Origin of the sequence: Halorubrum ezzemoulense, from assembly GCF_004126515.1 — an archaeon.
Taxonomy (GTDB): domain Archaea; phylum Halobacteriota; class Halobacteria; order Halobacteriales; family Haloferacaceae; genus Halorubrum; species Halorubrum ezzemoulense.
Window position 1 is genome coordinate 2,509,792 of sequence record NZ_CP034940.1, and the last position, 16,740, is coordinate 2,526,531.

Consider the following 16,740-nt stretch of genomic DNA (forward strand, 5'->3'; position numbering starts at 1 on the left):
GACTCCCGGCCCGAGCCCACGAGAGAACAGGCTTAACACCGGCCGTTCCCGAAGGCTGCCCATGAGCGAAAACTTCGCCGGGGATTCCGGCACGCGGGGCGATTCGAGCCCCGAACCCGACGCCGACGCGGCGGAGGGGGCGGCCGACGACCGGCCGACCGTCTACGATCTGGCGCCGGACTGTACCCTCGAAGACGCCGCAGTCGACGAGCTGTACCACGCCGAAGTCAACGGCGTCGTCGACTACGGCGTGTTCGTCGACCTCTCCGACGCCGTGAGCGGGCTGGTCCACGAGTCGAACCTCGACGGCGACTACGCGGTCGGCGACCGGCTGATCGTCCGGCTCACCGAGGTCAAGGAGAACGGCGACGTGGCGTTCGACGACGTCGACCCCGACGACTACCGCACCGAGACGGTCGCCCACGAGCCGACGGTCTCTCGGGTCCGGGGCCTCACGCCGGGCGACGAGGTGACCGTCGAGGGCGAGGTCGTTCAGGCGAAACAGACGGGGGGTCCCACCGTCTTCGCCGTCGCGGACGCCTCCGGCGTCCTCTCCTGTGCCGCCTTCGAGTCCGCCGGGGTCCGGGCGTACCCCGAGGTCGAGGTCGGCGACATGGTCCACGTCTCGGGGGCGATCGAGAGCCGCGAGAACGCGCTCCAGTTGGAGGTCGACTCGCTGACGCGGCTCCCCGACGAGCGCGCCGCCGAAGCCCGCGAACGCTTCGAGGCGGCCCTCGACGAGCGCGCCGAGCCGGCCGACGTCGAGCCGCTCGTCGACTGGGAGGCGTTCGAGCCGATCCACGAGGACCTCCGCGAGCTCGCGCGGTTGCTCCGCCGGACGGTCCTCGCCGGCCGCCCGATCCGTGTCCGACACCACGCCGACGGCGACGGGATGTGCGCCGCGATCCCGGTACAGCTCGCCGTTGAGAACCTCATCGAGGAGGTCCACGGCGACCCCGACGCCGCCCGACACCTGTTCAAGCGGCTCCCGAGCAAGGCGCCCTACTACGAGATGGAGGACGTCACCCGCGACCTCAATTTCGCCTTGGAGGGCCGCGCGCGCCACGGGCAGAAGCTTCCCTTCCTCCTCATGCTCGACAACGGGTCGACAGAGGAGGACGTGCCGGCCTACGAGAACCTCGCGCACTACGACATCCCCATCGCGGCCGTCGATCACCACCACCCCGACCCCGAGGCGGTCGGGCCGCTGCTCGACGCCCACGTGAACCCCTACCTCCACGGCGAGGACTACCGGGTCACCACCGGGATGATGTGCGTCGAGCTCGCCCGGCTCGTCGACCCGTCGCTCACCGAGGAGCTCGAACACGTGCCGGCGGTTGCCGGCCTCTCCGACCGCTCGAAGGCGGAGGCGATGGACGACTACGTCGCGCTCGCCGAGGGCGCGGGGTACGACGAGTCCGACCTCCTCGACATCGGCGAGGCGCTCGACTACGCCGCCCACTGGCTCCGCTACTCCGAGGGGAAGACCCTGGTCAACGACGCGCTCAACGTCGGTTGCGACGACGAGGCGCGCCACGAGGAGCTCGTCGAGTTCCTCTCGGAGCGCGCCGAGCGCGACGTGGAGCGCCAGCTCGACGCCGTCGAGGACCACGTCGACCACGAGCGGCTCGCCTCCGGCGCGCACCTCTACCGGATCGACTTAGACGAGTACGCGCACCGATTCACCTACCCCGCGCCGGGCAAGACGACCGGCGAGCTCCACGACACGAGAGTGAAAGAGACCGGCGACCCCGTCATCACCATCGGCTACGGCCCCGACTTCTGCGTCCTCCGGTCCGACGGCGTCCGGCTCGACATCCCGAACATGGTGACCGAGCTGAACGAGGAACTCCCCGAGGCCGGCGTCTCCGGGGGCGGCCACCTCGTCGTCGGCTCGATCAAGTTCGTGAAGCGCCGCCGGAGCGAAGTGATCGAGACGCTGGTCGAGAAGATGGCGGGGGCGGAGATCGACGAGGCGCTCTCGTCGACGATCGCGCTCGACGACTGAGCCGGCCGCCGCGGCCGTTCGCACCGACCTCGTTTCTCAGCCGAACGCGAGCTCCCGTCGAGCGACGGCGCCGGCTCCCGCGAGCGCGACGCCGAACCCGGCGACGAAGGCGATCGGAAGCTGGATTCCGCCGCCCCGCCAGTCGGCCGCGTACGCGCGAGCGTAGAAGTCGGCGACCGACTCGTTCTCGACCGCGAGCACCACCTCGCGGTTGTTCGTCTCCGCGCTCGGATTCCAGTTGAGGCTGCCGACGAGCGCCGTGTCGTCGACGACCAGCCCCTTCGCGTGGACCTTCTCGAACCGGCCGCGCGGCTCGGCGAGGTCGACGGCGATCGGCTCGTCTCTGAGCGACTCGGAGAGGTTCCGGTTCGCCTCCCGGTCGTACCACGCGTCCGAGAGCAGCAGGTGGACGTCGACCCCGCGGTCGGCCGCGCGTCGGAGCGCGCGGACGGTCCGATCGTCGGGACCGCCGACCCGCGGCACGACCGCGAGCACCCGCTCGTCCGCGGCGTCGATCCGCGCGACGATCCGGTCGGCGGCGTTCCCCGGCGCGGTCAGGACGGTCACGTTCGCCGTGGCGGGCTTCGCGGGCGCGTCGAACCGCGTCGGGTACGAGCCGTTCACGCGCCCGCCGCCGTGGAACTCGGTGTCGGCGCGGAAGGCGCGCCACGAGCGCGCGTCCCGCGCCCGGAAGTCCGCGGCGAACAGCGCGGCGAGGTCCTCCGCGACGAGCGCGTCGCGCTCGGTCCCGGGACCGCCCGCGTCCACGGTGTCGTCGCTTCCGACGACGACGCCCCAGCCGCGGTTGCTCCGCCCGCCCGTGCCGGACCGCTTCCAGTTCTCCGTGAGGACGACCGCGCGGTCGTCGGCGACCGCGTACTTCGGGTGGTGGAACCGGAACCGCTCTACCTCGCCGTCGAGGATCCGGACCTCGACGCCGGCGGCCGTCAACCGGTCGATCAGCTCCGCGCTCCGCGCCGGGAAACCGCCGACCGGCGACCCCTCCAGCAGCACGCGGACGCGGACGCCGCGGTCCGCGGCGGCGACGAGCGCGTCGGCGACCCGCTCCGAGGTCAGCGTGTAGCCGGCGACGAACAGGCGGTCCTCGGCGTCGCGGAGCGGCTCGACCGGCAGGCCGGGGCTGTCGGGGAGAACGAACGGCGTCACGGCGGCGTTCGCGGTCCGACGCGGCGACCGCCGTTCGTACCCGCGGGGTCGCCACTCCCCCCAGTCGGCGCGCCACCGGTGTCCCTCGGGCGCGCGGTCGTAGTCGACCGCGGCGACCGTCGTCCCGTTCCGGCGGAGCGCGATCCGGTCGCCCGACGCGGCGAGCGGGAAGTGGTCGTCGAGCGCGCGGAGCGTCGGGTCCCCGGTGCCGCCGTTGCCGGCGACCGCGGTCTCGTCGGCGAGCAGGGGCGTCGCGTTCGCGGGGTCCATCGAGAGGGCGACGAGGCCGCTGGCGTTCGCCGGGACCTCCGCCTCGTGGTGTCCGTCGGCGAGCGACCAGTTCCCGCGCTCGGGGAGCCGGACGACGAGGTACTCGCCGCGGTTCTCCGCGGTCGTCGGGTTCGGGAACAGCTCGACGATCCGCGGCGTTGTGGACACGAGCGTCAGGTTCTCGGGGCTCTCGTTCGACGGTGCGGTGGCAGCGCCGCCGGGGTCGAGTCTGCCGACTCCCGGGCCGGTTCCGGCATCGCCAGCGACGGCGACCGGGACGACGGCCGCGGAGACGAGCAGTCCGAGCGCGACGACGGCGGCGACGCTCGCGGTCGAGTGGATCGGGACACGGAACGGAGCGGGTGACACGAGGGGAGTGCCCTCGGTATCGGTGAAAAGGGTCGGTCGAACGGCGGGCGGAGCGGGTCGGGTCAGTCGGTCCGCATCACGCGGGCCGCGTCAGGCGGTCGGCGCCGGTTCCGCCTCGTCGTCGAGCGCGTCCCGGGCCTTCTCGCCCTCGGTCGAGACGACGAAGGAGTGTTCGTCGGCGTACTCGGCGACCGCTTCGAGCGCCTCGCGGGTGCCGATCTGGCGGAGCGCCCAGCCGGCGGCCGCGCGGACGTCGTCGGACGGGTGCGCCTCGAGCGCGTCGGCGAGGGGGTCGACGGCGCGGGTGTCGCCGATCAGCCCGAGCGCGCGGGCGGCGTGGGGGCGGACGAGCTCGTCGGTGTCGCCGTCGGGGTCGAGCTGGTTCGCGAGCGGCTGGACCGCCTCGGACGCGCCGATTTCGCCGAGCGCCTTGAACACGACCTTCTGGAGCTGCGGGTTCGAGTCCTCGGGGACGTACTCGACGAGGGTGTCGGTCGCCTCTTCGGCCGCCATCGTCCCGAGGATCCGGATCGCGGGCTGGTCGCGCTTCTCGGCGCGGCCGAGGATCTCCTCGACCGACGCCTCGGTCTTGCCGCGCTTGCCCATCCGCTCGAACGCCTCCAGGCAGTGGCGCTCCATGAACTCGGACTGGAGCGAGTCGAGCGCGAGCAGGATCATGTCGACGTTGCCCCGCGCCTCGTGTTCCTTCAGCGCCGCCCACTCGACGGGGAAGTCCTTGTAGTGGCCGAGCACGTCGTAGTATCCCTGCGCACGGAGCTGCTCGTGGGTTTCGAGGTCGTCCCACTCCTCGGCGTCGTCGAGGCCGGCCTCCAGCTCGTCGGTCGCGTCCAGCAGCGCGGCGATGTCGTCGGCGTCGTCGTCCGCGTCGAGGTCGGCGTCAGTGACCGCGCCGGCGACCGCGTCGAGCGCCGCGACGAGCTGATCGACGGGGGCCGGCGCCGCGGCGTCGGCCGCCTCGCCTTCCGCGAGAAGCGCCTCGGGATCCTCGTCGGCGTCGCCGAGCGCCTCGTCGATCGCGTCGGCGGCCGCGTCGACGAACGACTCGACGGCGGCCGCGACGTCCTCTCGCCCGTCGTCGGTCCACTCCGTGTCTTCGACCGTCCCGGCGGCGGATTCGATCGCGTCGACGACGTCCTCCCCGTAGGGGCCGCGGGCGTCGTCCACGCCGTCGCGAAGCTCCGCGACGCGGTCTTCGAGGTCGCCGCGCGGGTCGTCCGCGTCCTCATCGTCCTCGTCCGGCTCGGGGAGGTCGGCCTCCTCGATACCGGTCTCCGCGTCGGCTAAGAGCGCCTCGACGTCGTCGAGGTCGGCCTCTGTCTCGGCGGCCTCGAGGCGGTCGGCGATCTCGTCGAGGTACTCGGTGAGGGACTCCTCGGTCGCGTCGTCGGGGAGCGTCGGAGCGGCCGTCTCCGCCGGCTCGCCGTCGTCCGCGGCGTCGGCCGGGTCGTCATCGCCGTTGCTCATATACCACGAACTCCGCGCGTAGTCCATTAAGAGGTTTCCCTTCGCGGGCGCCGGGCGGCCGCGTGCGGGGCACGGAGCGGCCGCGACCGGCGCGGTGTCCCTCCGTTCTCTGCTGTGCGGGTCGCGGTAGATCCCCGCGCTTGGTGGCTTCGTCGGAATACCGAATTCCTCGACGTTCGAGGTCGACCGCGACGCCGTCACTGACGGGCCGTGCGGGCGGTTCTCCTCAGCGGTCGGCGAGCAGGTCGTCGCTCTCGACGACCGTCGCGAACTCGCCGTTCAGGTGCGCGAGCGCGACGCGGTGGGAGGTCTCCGGGTCGATCCGCTCCCCGTCGGGCGCTTCGCGGGCGTGCGTCGCGGTCGCGTCGGCGACCACGCGCACGTCGTAGCCTCGGTTCTCGGCCTCGCGCGTCGTCGTCGAGACGCAGTGGTCGGTGGTGAGTCCGCAGACGACGAGCGACTCGTGCCCGGCCTCGCGGAGCCACTCGTCGAGCCCGGAGTCGAGGAACGCGCCGTTGACCGACTTCTCGAAGGTCGGCTCGCCCCCGGCGGGCGCCGTTTCCGGCTTCCACGCGAAGCCGGGGGCGTCCGGACGCAGCGGCGAGTCGGGTTCCGTCGAGGCGTGGCGGACGTGCGCGACCGGTCGGTTCGTCTCGCGCCAGCGGTCGAGGAGCGCGGCCGCGACCGCCTCGGCGTCGGGGTTGTTGCGCTCGCCCCACCCCGGCTCGTCGAACCCGACTTGGAAGTCGACGAGGAGGAGGACCGCGTCGTCAGTCATCGCCGAGTCCGGAACTGACGGGCGCGTCGGATTCGCTCCCGGTGTCGGCCGCGTCGAACGCCCGCCACGCGCCGGGTTCGAGCAGCGACTCGGACGCCTTGGGGTGTTCGCGCGTCGGGTCGAGCGGACAGGCGTCCGGGCTCGCGTCGTCGTCCTCGCGGAACAGGTACTGCTTCCACTCGCGGTCGCCCTCGGCGCCCCAGTCGCCGAGGTCGGCGTGGGGACAGACCCCGTCGTACTCCTCCATCCGGCCTCGGATCGTCTCGCGGGCGCGCTCGCCCGCCTCGGTGTCGGCGGTGATCCCCTCGAAGACGCTCCGGGGTTGGAAGGTGATCTCTAAGCCGACCGGCGAGTAGCGGCTCTTCCGGTCGTCGTAGAAGGGGGCGCGCGAGGTCGGGAACAGCGCCTCGCCGCCGAAGCAGAACTCCCACCGCGGGGTGTCGGGGTCGACCGGGATGTCGTCCGGCCACGGCTCCGGGTCGTGGACGTGGAGGAACTCCAGGACGTGCCAGAGCCGCTCGTGGTAGTGCGCCTCGCCGCGGTCGTCGTCGGGCGGCCTGAAGAACACCGCGAGCGGCGCGCGGTCGGCGTGGTCCGGGTACGTGTCGAGGTACTCTGAGAGGACATCGCGCAGCCGCAACAGCGCGGCCGGGTCCGTGGTCGACTCGCAGGCGGCGTACAGCATGTCGCCCTCGCGCTCGACCTCGATCCCGAAGTAGCAGGGGAACGGGGACCCGTCGCGCTCGCCGAGCATCGACTCCCGGAAGGTCCGGTAGTGCTCCTGAAACCACGGCGACGCGTCGTCGAGCCGATCGTGGAGCGTCTCTTGGTCCAACAGCACGCCCTCGGTGCCGGGCTCGTTCATACGCGTTGTCGGGGCGAAGCGGTCTTTTGGCTTTCGCCGGGTTCGACGCGGCGGGAACGGGCACTGCCGGCCACTCTTATAAACAAGCGACGAGAACGTCCCCGAGGAGATGGCCGACCCGAACGACTCCCACGACCTCCGACGGTTCGTCGAGGCGCAGGCCGGCGTGATCGAGTCGGCCAAGCGGGAACTGCGCGCGGGACGGAAGCGGAGCCACTGGATGTGGTTCGTGTTCCCGCAGGTCGAGGGGTTGGGGACCAGTCGGAGGTCACAGCGCTACGCGATCGGTTCCCGCGAGGAGGCGACCGCGTACCTCGCGCACCCGACGCTGGGGCCGCGGCTGCGGGAGTGTACGGCGATCGTCAACGGGCTGGAGGGGCGGTCGGCCCACGAGGTGTTCGGGTCGCCGGACGACCTGAAGTTCCGGTCGTCGATGACGCTGTTCGACGCGGTCGCGGACGGGGACGGTCCGTTCGGGACCGCGCTCGACCGGTACTACGACGGGCCCGATCCGAAGACGCTCCGGTTCCTGCGGAACGAGTGAGACCGACGGCGGTCGAATCCCGACCGACGGGGATCGGCCGAGTCAGTCCCCGGCCACCGCGAACCGCGAGGCGTCGCCCTCCTCGGTCGGCGCCGTGAGCAGCGAGACCCCCACGGTGAGCGCGCCGGACAGCGCCATCAGCCCGAGCGCAACGTCCCAGCCGCCGAGGACCGTCTTCGGCAGGGTCGGGACGGCACCGACGACGGCGGACAGCACGACGAGCAGGTACGCCGCCTGGGGGACCGCGACGCCGGCGATCATCCCCGTGCGGGTCGTCCGCGGCCAGTAGAGCGCGCAGATCACGGGGAGCGCGAGCAGCGCGAACCCGGAGAACGCCGTGTCGCCGACCTCGATCAGCGTCCCCGGGCGGAACAGGCTCGCGGCGAACGCGAGCGTCGCGAACGCCGCCACGCCGATCCGCGCGATCCACGCCTCGCGTCGCTCGGAGGCGTCGGCGTCGACGAGCGGTCGGTACAGGTCGCGAGTGAAGTACGACGACCCCGAGAGCAGCATCGAGTCCGACGAGGACATCATCGCCGCCATCGCGCCCGCGACGACGAGCGCGGCGAACCACGCGGGGGTGTACTCGCCGAGCACGACCGGGAGCACGTTCGCATCCGTTGGCACCTCGACCGGCGTCCCGGCCGCCCACGCGCCGAGCATGAACGCGGGGAGGAACAGCAGCAGGACGAGGACGGGCCACAGCGCGAACGACCGCTTCAGCGTCGCGGCCGACTTCGCGACGAAGAAGCGCTGGTTGATCTGCGGGAACATCGTCACTCCGAACGCGATGGTGATCGCCGTGGAGACGATGAACTCCGGCGTGTACGCGCCGCCGCCGAAGCCCCCAAACTCGGGCCGGGCCGCCAGCATCCCCTCGGTCGCGGCGCCGACGCCGCCGAGCGCCGAGACGACCCACGCCGCGGCGACCCAGACGACGGAGAGCATGAACAGCCCCTGGAGCGTGTCGGTCCACGCCACGCCGCGGAGTCCGGCAACGGCGACGTAGAGGATCATGAACCCGGTGATGAGCGCCGCGCCGCCCCAGTACGGGACGACGCCGTCGGTGAGGCCGACGAGCGCCTCCCCGGCGCCCATCTGCTGGAGCATGACGTACGGGAACAGCCACAGGAGGCTGACGCCGGCGATCAGCGCGCGCAGCCCGGTCGAGCCGAAGCGGTCGCCGAGCATCTCGCCGAGCGTCACGTAGCCGTTACGAGCGCCGATCAGCCACTGCTTGTAGCCGATGACGTACCACAGCACCGCGAACAGGACGCCGTCTAAGGTCCCCATAACGATCAGCCACTCTGGGCCGGCGCGGTAGGCGAGGTTCGGCCCGCCGAAGAACGTGAACGCCGACAGCAGGGTGGCGAAGGTCGTGAAGAGCAGCACGAGCGTGCCGATCGACCGGTTCGCGAGGTAGTAGTCCTCGGCGGTCGTCTCCGAGACGCGGTACGCGACGAGGCCGAGCGCGAGCGCGACGACGAGGTAGCCGACGACGACGCCGAGCGAAAGGCCGAGCGTCACCGGCGGTCACCCCCGGTCGGCTCCGACGGGTCGCGGCTCGTCGCGCCGTCCACGGCGGCGGAATCTGTGGCCACGGTGTCGGCGGCCGCGGAATCTGCGGCCACGGCGTCGGTCCCCACCCGCCTGCCCATCCCGCGCTCCCACGCGCCGCTCCGGACGAACAGCGCGAACAAGCCCGCACACAGCCCGAGCCACGCCACGTGCCACCAGATCCACACCGGGAGCCCGGCGGCGACGCGGTCGACGCCCCACAGCGGCCACGGCACCGCGAACGCAACGAGTATCGCGAACGTCGGTATCCAAACGAGATCGCTCCGTAAGCGCGTCATGTACAATGAAACTACGACTATAAACACAAAGAGCTATCGAATAAGTTCGAACACACATATCGGAGAGAAATTTTCTTCGATAACTGTTGCCGGAGGGACGTGGCGATAGCTATTTTCCGCGAGGAGCGCAACGATACACGGACGGGCGCTACCGCCCGCTATCACCATTCACCACTCATGAAAGACACAGAGAAATACCTGATACACGCCACCATCGCGGCCGACGGCGTCGTCGAGCGGAGCGACGTCGTCGGGGCGGTGTTCGGCCAGACGGAGGGGCTGCTCGGCGACGAGCTGGACCTCCGGGACCTCCAGGAGTCCTCGCGCGTGGGTCGGATCGACGTCTCCGTCGAGTCCGAGAACGGCCAGTCGTTCGGCGAGGTCACCGTCGCGTCGAGCCTGGACAAGGTCGAGACCGCGATCCTGGCCGCCGCGCTGGAGACGATCGATCGCATCGGCCCCTGTCACGCCTCCGTCGAGGTGACGAGCATCGAGGACGTACGGGCGGCCAAGCGCCGCGAGGTCGTCGAGCGCGCAAAGGAGCTGATCGCGGGCGGCTTCGAGGAGACGAGCCTCGCGAGCAGCGACGTGTTAGACGAGGTGCGCGACGCCGCCCGCGTCGAGGGCATCGTCGACTACGAGGGGCTCCCGGCCGGGCCGCGCGTCGGCGACTCAGACGCCGTCATCGTCGTCGAGGGCCGCGCCGACGTGCTCACGCTGCTCGACTGCGGGATCAAGAACGCCGTCGCGGTCGAGGGGACGAACGTCCCCGAGGCGGTCGCCGAGCTGACCGCCGACCGGACCGTCACCGCGTTCCTCGACGGCGACCGCGGCGGGGAGCTCATCCTCCGCGAGCTCGCGCAGGTGGGCGACGTGGACTACGTCGCGTTCGCGCCGCCCGGCGAGTCCGTCGAGGACCTCGACCGCGACGCCGTCTTCGAGGCGCTCCGCGGGAAGGTCCCGTACGCGAGCCTCGCGGACGCCGGCGATCTCCGAGCGGCCGCCGGCGACGAGGATCCCGAGGACGGCGACGGGGCGTCCGTCAGCGACGGGACGACTACCGACGACGTGGCACCCGACGACGACGGTCCCGAGTCGGCCGCGCGCGTCGGCGACGGCGGCGCGGTGCCGAGCGGTTCCGCGGGCGGCGACGCGGTCGACCCGTCGCCCGAATCGACCGAGCCGCCGACTGCCGGGTCGACGACCGAATCGCGCGACGCGACGGACGCCGACGCCGAAGCCGCCGGAACGAGCGGCGCATCCGCCTCCGGTGGCGAAGTAGAACCGGCGGATTCGGCGTCAACTCCCGAAGAAGCCGGCGGTACCGACACCGTCGCGGACGACGCCGCCGGAGAGACCGACGAGGTGTCCGGAGGCGACGCGACCGCGGACGAGATGGCTAGCGACAACGCGACCGCGGACGAGATGGCTAGCGACAACGCGACCGCGGACGAGGAACCTTCGGACGGCGCGACCGCGAACGAGGAACCGACGGACGGCGCGACCGGCGAGCACGACGAACCGCGGTCGATCGCGGCGCACGTCGATGAGGTCGTCGACGGCGAGACCGGCCGCGCCCGGCTCCTCGGCGACGAGTTCGGCGTCGTCGATGAGGTCGACGCGGGAGACGCGTTCGACGCGGTGGAGGGGGCCGAGCCCGCGCCGCGAGCCGTCGTTGTCGACGGCACCGTCGACCAGCGGCTGCTCGACGTGGCGGCCCAGCGCGGGGTCGGCGACCTCGTCGGCCGCGACCTCGGGGAGTTCGTGAAGCGCCCGGTCGGAACGCGGGTACTGACGGCGGCCGCCCTCCGCGCTGGGAGCTAGCGAGACGGGGAGGTCGTCGTTGATCGCTTACGGATCGTCGATCGCCGATCGGCGGTAAAAACCGCTAAAGTCGCAGCTGCTCGCCGATAAAAGAGCGATTGGCGATCAGCGGCGAACGACTCCAAAGCCCCAGCCGCGATTCCCGCGAGCGAAGCGAGCGGGAATCGCGACTGCCCCTTTGAGTCTCACCCGACCGCACAGCAGCCGCACCTCACGCCTCCCCAGCCTCGTCGCTGGCGCCCTCCGCTTCGCTCCGGGGCCAGTGACTCCCTCGCGCGTGCGACTCGCGGCCTGCGGCCGCTCGTCGGCACACGCCGCCGCACCGCTCATATGTTTATAAATGGCGTCGTCAGTGTCGGCTCACACCAGCCCGAGCGCGCCCAGCGCCGCGAACAGCGCGTCGCCGTACGTCAGCGAGGCGACGAGTCCGACCGCCATCGGGACGACGAACGGCATCCCGGGCGAGACCAGCACGCGGTCCTCGCGGGCGACGACGTCGAGGCCCTCGCGGAGCGTCGCGGCGTCGGTGCCGTACGCGCCGTGATCGATCTCGTCTAGGAACCGCTCTGCCGCCCACGGGTCGTCGGACTCGCGGTCGGCGTCGCTGTCGGTCTCCGCGTCGGCCGCATGCCCGCCGTCCGGGGCCGCGTCGTCAACTTCCCGTCCTCCGTCGGTGGGCGCGTCGTCAACTGCGCGCCCCCCGTCGGTAGGCGCGTCGTCAACTGCGCGCCCCCCGTCGGTCCGCGGACCGACGTGGGTCCCGCCGTCGGTCGGGGCGAACGTCTCGCCGACCGAGGCGGGGTCGCGGAGGTCGTCGGGGTCGGCCCGCACGTCGGCGAGCGTGCGGCCGCGCCACCGGAGATACATCCGGAGCGCGTCGAGATCGAGGCCGTTCCGGGTCGGCCCGTCGGGGTCCTCGAACAGCCGCCCGTGCCGGTCGGGCAGCGAGTCGGTCGCGACCGGTCGCGCGAAGAACATGAGCCGCGAGGCCTCGCCGCGGACGAGGTTGAAGACGGCGAGGCCGACCGGGTACGCGAGCCCGAGGAGGACGGTGTTCGTGAGGATCGTCAGCGAGAACACGCCGAGCTGGGTGTCGACGAGCGGGAGCGTGACCCCGGCGAGGTCGTACGCCGGGAACGTCGGGAAGAGCACCGCGAGCGCGATCATCGCCTTGGCGTCGGCGCCGCCGAACGCCCCGAGGTACCAGAACGCGTAGCCCAGCGGCGCGACGAAAAGCAGACTGATCGCGACTCGCACTAGGAATCGCATCTCCACGAACCCCCCGAGAGGCCAGATCGTCACAATCTCCCAGACCAGAAGCAGCGCGCCGAACAGGTACAGCGGCGGCCACAGCCTGTTCGGGAGGCGCCGGGTCCGGACGTCCCGGATCGCCGCCCACGCGAACACGGGGACGACGACGAGTCGGAGGAGGTCCGGCAGCGTCGCGACCATGTCTCCACGGGCGAGACGGGACCAATTAGGCGTTCGGGTTCGCGTATCGATATCGATAGCCGTCAGCCGTCCGGCCGGTCCGGCCGCCGATCGAACACGTCGAGGACAGGCTCCGGGTCGTCGAGGCCCGGGATCCGGTACTCGTCGTCGCGCAGTTCGATCACGACGGTCTCGGTCCCGAGCCGCCGGTCGAGCCGCCGGCGCTCCACCCGCAGATCCGTCTCGTCCCACGGCTCGACGCGCCACATCGTCGCGCCGGACAGGCGGTCGCGCGCGACGAGCGCGCCGTCGCCGGCGCGGTACTCGACGAGCCCGTGCCGGAGTTCGTGGTCGAGCGCGGCGAGCGCGAGCGGGACCGCGAGCGCGGCCGCGAGGAGGAGGGCGACGGTCCCCCAGTCGCCGCCGAACGCGAACAGGAGGCCGAGGAGCGCGAGGCCCCCGCCGACGTACCAGAGCCCCGGGTGGCCGAGCGGCGTCGTCAGCGCCCCGGCGAGGCGAGCGCGGCGGGGCTGGCGGACCGTCTCGGTCGGCTTCGCGAGCGATCCGTCGACCGGCTCGGCCGCGGGCGGGTCGTAGGAGAGCCCCAGATCGAGCGACGACGACTCGTCGAACGCCGCCAGCCGGTCGCCGTACAGCCCGGCGAGGTCGAAAGCGAACTTCACCGCGACGATGCCGAGCAGGAGGGGAATCCCGATCGCGTCCGGATCGATCGCGGAGATCGGCGTGTCCTCCTCCAGCGTTCCCGCGCCGACGATCGTGACGGTGAACAGCGCGCCGAAGAAGATCGCCGCGCCCTGAGCGAACACGCCTTGGATCGCGGTCTGCGCGCTGTGATCCCGGTGCTCGCCGCGACCGAAGTACTCGACGAGCGTCGTGACCCCCTCGCCGATGAAGAGGGCGAGCGTCGCGAGCGCGACCGTGTCGACCACGGTCGAGACGGTCCCCTCCTCAACGACGACGCCGACCGTGAGCGTGCCGACGACCAGCCAGACGACCGCGAGGATCGGCGCGGCGACGGGGAGGACGAGCAGCGACGAGAGCCGGACCTGAACGCCGGTCCACGGGATCGACAGGGCGACCCGTCGCTGTGCGAGCGGGCCGATGAGCAGCCCGTCGCGTTCTATCTCGGACGGGCGTCCGGCGAACAGCGCGCGGACGAGCGCCCACCCGGAGGCGATCCCGAGTTCGAACCAGTACAGCGTCATCAGCGCGGCCGCGTTCCAGCCGAGCGAGACCACGCCGACGAGCGGGAGCAGGTTCGCGAGCGCGACCGAGAGGACTCGGGGACGACGGCCGCGGGCCAGCGCGCGCAACCCGTCGGGCGGGCGAGAGGAGGGCATCCGTCGGTCGTTCCGGGTCGGCGTACATAAGCGGCCGGGGGTTCGGCAGGGGGCTCGGACCGGTGCCGCGCGCGACCAATTTAGCGCGCCGGACCGGCGTCGCGGTGGAGATAGAGGTACGCCAGCACCGGAACGATCGTGAAGAGGAGCGTCGAGGCGGCCCAAACGACCGCGTAGCGGCTCCCGCGCGCCCTCGCGTCGCGGTAGATCCACACCGCGGCGGCGACGACGACGCCGTAGATCACGAGCGTGAGCGGCAGCGACCACGGGAGAGCGAGACCGAAGAGCGTCATCCGTCTCCACCAGTGAGGTCGGCGCACATGACGAAGTCCGGCTCCGCCGCGACCGGCACGCGGTTCGCGCCGGTGTCGCTGACGTGCTCGACCGTCTCGGGGATCAGCACGCGAGCGCGGTCGGCGTCCGCCGCCGCGGCGTCGGCGGCGATCGCGTCGTACAGCGCGCCCGCCGTGTCGACGTCGCGCCACGCGGCGACGCCGTAGACCGCGGTCCGCGTGGGCTCGCCGTCGACCTCGCGCTCCGTCACGCGGGTCCGGACGGCGAAGCCCGCGAGCGCGTCGGCGTCGGCGACCGCGAGCAGTCGGTCCTCGGCGGCCGCTGTCGCGAGCTCGTCGCGGGTGAGCCGCGAGCAGGCCCACGACTCGTCCGGGTCGAGCGCGAGGCCGCGCAGGCGGTCGCGGGCGGCGCTGTCGCTCCAGAACGCCCACGCCGCGTTCGGGTCGGGGTCGGGGAGACGGTCGAGACCGGCGGCGTCGCGGTCGATTGCGTCCGGGTCGGGCGCCGGCTCCGCGAACCGGAACTCCGTCGCGGGGTCGAAGCCGACCGCGCGCGACTGGCCGAGTCCCATGACGTTCCACGAGAACACCATGTTGCGGCAGACGGTCGCGCCGCGTCCGCGCGCCCAGTCGAGCACCGCCTCCGAGAGGGCGGTCCCGACGCCGTGGCCGCGTGCGGCGGGGTCGACGCGGATCCCCTGTCCCCACGCCTCCCACTCGCTGAGGAGCGCGCCCTGGATACAGCCGACGACCGCCTCGGGGTCGCCCGCGTCGGCGGCACCGTCGCCGTCGCCCGTGACGTGCGTGTCGCCCGCGTCTCTGCCGTCGAGGTCGCCCACGTCGGCGGCGTCCGGGGGGAGCGTCGCCACGAAGGTGCCGCGGTCCGGGTCGTCGGACGCGGCCCACCCCGGGAACACGCGAGGGATGTAGTCCTCGTGGCGCTCGCCCCACGTGTCGCGGGTGAACGCCGCGACCGCGTCGGCGTCGGCCGGGCGCGCCTCGCGGACGACGACGGTCGGCGCTGCGTCGGCCTCGTCGGCGTCGTCGGCTGCCTCGCTCATCGCCAGGGCCGCGACTCCTCTGTCAGCTCGCCCGCGAGGTCACGCGTCATCGCGTCGGCGGGGTCCGCGCGGTTCGCGAGCGCCCACATCAGCTTCACCTTCGCGGTTCCGGGGAGGGTGTCGCCCGCCTCGACGACGCCGGCGTCCAGCAGGTCGCGGCCGGTGTCGTACACGCGGTCGCAGACCCGACCTTCGAGGCACTGGCTCGTCATCGCGACGACAGTCCCGCCCTCGACCAGCTCCTCGATCCGCGGGATGAGGTCGGTGTGGACGTGGCCGAGCCCGGTGCCCTCGATCACGACGCCGTCCTTGTCGTCGAGGTACGCCCACGCGGCCGGGTCCATTCCGGGCGTGAACTTCACCAGCTCCACGTCGCCGTCGAGGTAGGGCTCAAGCGCGATCGCGTCGCCGTCGGCCGCGTCGCTCCCGTCGGTTCCGCCCCGCGAGCGCGGCTCGCGGTTCCACTCGATCGCAGCGTCGGCCGCGTCACCGTCGGCGCCCGCCTCCGCGGCGCGCTCGTAGTCGATCAGCCCGAGGGGCGCGGCGCCGACCGTCTCGAAGGCGTCCCGGCGCGAGGTGTGATTCTTGCGGACGCGCGTGCCGCGGTGGAGCGCGCAGGCGTCGTCGGAGGGGTCGGCGTGCATACAGACGAGGGTCTCGCTATGCTCGGCCTTCGCGGCCTCGACGGCGCACACCGCGTTCATCACGTTGTCCGACGAGGGCCGGTCCGCGGAGCGCTGGCTCCCCGTGAACACGACCGGGACGGGCGAGTCGAGCATAAAGGATAGCGCGGACGCGGAGTACTGCATCGTGTCGGTGCCGTGCATCACGACGACGCCGTCGGCGCCGGCCTCGATCTCCTCGGCGACCGCGTCGGCGAGGTCGCGCCAGATGGACGGCTCCATGTTCTCCGAGAGGATGTTCGCGACGACGCGCCCGCGGTAGTTCGCGCGCCCGGCGAGTTCTGGGACGGCGCGGAGGACGTCCTCGGCGTCGAACTGTGCGGTGACGGCGCCGGTCCGGTAGTCGACGGTGGAGGCGATCGTCCCGCCGGTGGAGATGAGCGAGACGGTGGGGAGGTCCTCGTCGAAGGTGATCTCGGAGGTGGCGTCGGCCTCGTCGTCGGTCTCGGCCGCAGGGTCGACCTCGCGGGCGGCGGAGTCCAGCACCTCGACATCGGCCGCCTCGCGGTCGATCCCGACGTTGTAGCCGCCGTCCAGCTTGACGACGAGGTGGTCGCGCGTCGTGGAGGGGAGCAGTACGCCCTCGTTGGTGACGCCCCCGCGCTCGACGCGGACGCGATCTCCCGGTTGCATACGCTCCGCTTCCGCCGGGGCGGACTTGAATCCAACCGTTCGAGGCGGCGCGACGGGAGCGTCGCAAAAACGGCGAGGAAGAAGAGAGGCCGACGGCTATCGACCGAGTGCG

At 72.1% G+C, this 16,740-nt stretch carries 13 protein-coding genes and 1 pseudogene; 3 read left to right on the forward strand and 11 right to left on the reverse strand.

Translation table 11 applies throughout. The annotated features are described in order from the left end of the window. Positions 1–61 precede the first annotated feature (61 nt). Positions 62–2,008, forward strand: a complete 1,947-nt coding sequence (locus EO776_RS12715) for a DHH family phosphoesterase (protein WP_094494533.1) — start codon at positions 62–64, stop codon at positions 2,006–2,008. 36 nt (positions 2,009–2,044) lie between these two features. Here the strand turns inward: EO776_RS12715 and EO776_RS12720 are convergent, their stop codons facing one another. From EO776_RS12720 to EO776_RS12735, 4 genes are all read right to left on the reverse strand, one after another. Next, positions 2,045–3,814, reverse strand: a complete 1,770-nt coding sequence (locus EO776_RS12720; protein WP_100050397.1) for a phospholipase D-like domain-containing protein — start codon at positions 3,812–3,814, stop codon at positions 2,045–2,047. Positions 3,815–3,904: 90 nt separating this feature from the next. Beyond that, positions 3,905–5,299 (reverse strand): HEAT repeat domain-containing protein, encoded by a 1,395-nt coding sequence (locus EO776_RS12725; RefSeq protein ID WP_100050398.1) that lies wholly within the window; start codon positions 5,297–5,299, stop codon positions 3,905–3,907. Between the two features lie 226 nt (positions 5,300–5,525). Then, positions 5,526–6,077: a cysteine hydrolase family protein gene (locus tag EO776_RS12730; RefSeq protein ID WP_100050399.1), complete on the reverse strand. Its 552-nt coding sequence runs from the start codon at positions 6,075–6,077 to the stop codon at positions 5,526–5,528. After that, positions 6,070–6,942, reverse strand: a complete 873-nt coding sequence (locus EO776_RS12735; RefSeq protein WP_086215835.1) for a YqcI/YcgG family protein — start codon at positions 6,940–6,942, stop codon at positions 6,070–6,072. Before EO776_RS12735 ends, EO776_RS12730 begins: the two co-directional genes overlap by 8 nt. A gap of 109 nt (positions 6,943–7,051) precedes the next feature. Here EO776_RS12735 and EO776_RS12740 point away from each other — a divergent pair, with 109 nt between their 5' ends. Then, positions 7,052–7,486 carry a DUF1810 domain-containing protein gene (locus tag EO776_RS12740; RefSeq protein WP_086219400.1) on the forward strand — a complete coding sequence of 145 codons (435 nt, stop codon included), beginning with the start codon at positions 7,052–7,054 and terminating at the stop codon, positions 7,484–7,486. Positions 7,487–7,528: 42 nt separating this feature from the next. Here the strand turns inward: EO776_RS12740 and EO776_RS12745 are convergent, their stop codons facing one another. Together EO776_RS12745 and EO776_RS19365 are read right to left on the reverse strand one after the other, a co-directional pair. Next, complete coding sequence (locus EO776_RS12745) at positions 7,529–9,013, reverse strand: sodium:solute symporter family protein (protein ID WP_049930359.1); 1,485 nt, start codon at positions 9,011–9,013, stop codon at positions 7,529–7,531. Between the two features lie 119 nt (positions 9,014–9,132). Continuing rightward, positions 9,133–9,342, reverse strand: a pseudogene (locus tag EO776_RS19365) (DUF3311 domain-containing protein); the annotation flags it as partial. Between the two features lie 177 nt (positions 9,343–9,519). On the opposite strand from EO776_RS19365, the gene dnaG reads away from it, so the two are divergent. After that, positions 9,520–11,166 carry a DNA primase DnaG gene (gene dnaG, locus EO776_RS12755; protein ID WP_094580099.1) on the forward strand — a complete coding sequence of 549 codons (1,647 nt, stop codon included), beginning with the start codon at positions 9,520–9,522 and terminating at the stop codon, positions 11,164–11,166. Between the two features lie 360 nt (positions 11,167–11,526). On the opposite strand, the gene EO776_RS12760 is transcribed toward dnaG, so the two are convergent. From EO776_RS12760 to gatD, 5 genes are all read right to left on the reverse strand, one after another. Then, entirely contained in the window at positions 11,527–12,618 is a 1,092-nt protein-coding gene (locus EO776_RS12760; protein ID WP_100050400.1) for an A24 family peptidase, read from the reverse strand. 62 nt (positions 12,619–12,680) lie between these two features. Continuing rightward, positions 12,681–13,958, reverse strand: a complete 1,278-nt coding sequence (locus EO776_RS12765; RefSeq protein WP_100050401.1) for a DUF6498-containing protein — start codon at positions 13,956–13,958, stop codon at positions 12,681–12,683. An 80-nt stretch (positions 13,959–14,038) separates the two neighbouring features. Next, positions 14,039–14,251 carry a hypothetical protein gene (locus EO776_RS12770; protein WP_049930351.1) on the reverse strand — a complete coding sequence of 71 codons (213 nt, stop codon included), beginning with the start codon at positions 14,249–14,251 and terminating at the stop codon, positions 14,039–14,041. Then, a complete protein-coding gene (locus tag EO776_RS12775; protein WP_100050402.1) occupies positions 14,248–15,312 on the reverse strand; it encodes a GNAT family N-acetyltransferase in 1,065 nt (354 codons plus the stop codon). The genes EO776_RS12770 and EO776_RS12775 overlap by 4 nt, the downstream gene beginning before the upstream one ends. Then, complete coding sequence (gene gatD, locus EO776_RS12780; RefSeq protein WP_049930348.1) at positions 15,309–16,628, reverse strand: Glu-tRNA(Gln) amidotransferase subunit GatD; 1,320 nt, start codon at positions 16,626–16,628, stop codon at positions 15,309–15,311. Before gatD ends, EO776_RS12775 begins: the two co-directional genes overlap by 4 nt. Between the last annotated feature and the right edge of the window lie 112 nt (positions 16,629–16,740).

Excerpts from the sequence above, each read along its gene's own strand:
- EO776_RS12775 (WP_100050402.1), bottom strand. The coding sequence starts at position 15,312 with ATGAGCGAGGCAGCCGACGACGCCGACGAGGCCGACGCAGCGCCGACC.
- gatD (WP_049930348.1), bottom strand. The coding sequence starts at position 16,628 with ATGCAACCGGGAGATCGCGTCCGCGTCGAGCGCGGGGGCGTCACCAAC.
- EO776_RS12735 (WP_086215835.1), bottom strand. The coding sequence starts at position 6,942 with ATGAACGAGCCCGGCACCGAGGGCGTGCTGTTGGACCAAGAGACGCTC.
- EO776_RS12725 (WP_100050398.1), bottom strand. The coding sequence starts at position 5,299 with ATGAGCAACGGCGATGACGACCCGGCCGACGCCGCGGACGACGGCGAG.
- EO776_RS12765 (WP_100050401.1), bottom strand. The coding sequence starts at position 13,958 with ATGCCCTCCTCTCGCCCGCCCGACGGGTTGCGCGCGCTGGCCCGCGGC.
- dnaG (WP_094580099.1), top strand. The coding sequence starts at position 9,520 with ATGAAAGACACAGAGAAATACCTGATACACGCCACCATCGCGGCCGAC.
- EO776_RS12740 (WP_086219400.1), top strand. The coding sequence starts at position 7,052 with ATGGCCGACCCGAACGACTCCCACGACCTCCGACGGTTCGTCGAGGCG.
- EO776_RS12730 (WP_100050399.1), bottom strand. The coding sequence starts at position 6,077 with ATGACTGACGACGCGGTCCTCCTCCTCGTCGACTTCCAAGTCGGGTTC.
- EO776_RS12760 (WP_100050400.1), bottom strand. The coding sequence starts at position 12,618 with ATGGTCGCGACGCTGCCGGACCTCCTCCGACTCGTCGTCGTCCCCGTG.
- EO776_RS12715 (WP_094494533.1), top strand. The coding sequence starts at position 62 with ATGAGCGAAAACTTCGCCGGGGATTCCGGCACGCGGGGCGATTCGAGC.
- EO776_RS12770 (WP_049930351.1), bottom strand. The coding sequence starts at position 14,251 with ATGACGCTCTTCGGTCTCGCTCTCCCGTGGTCGCTGCCGCTCACGCTC.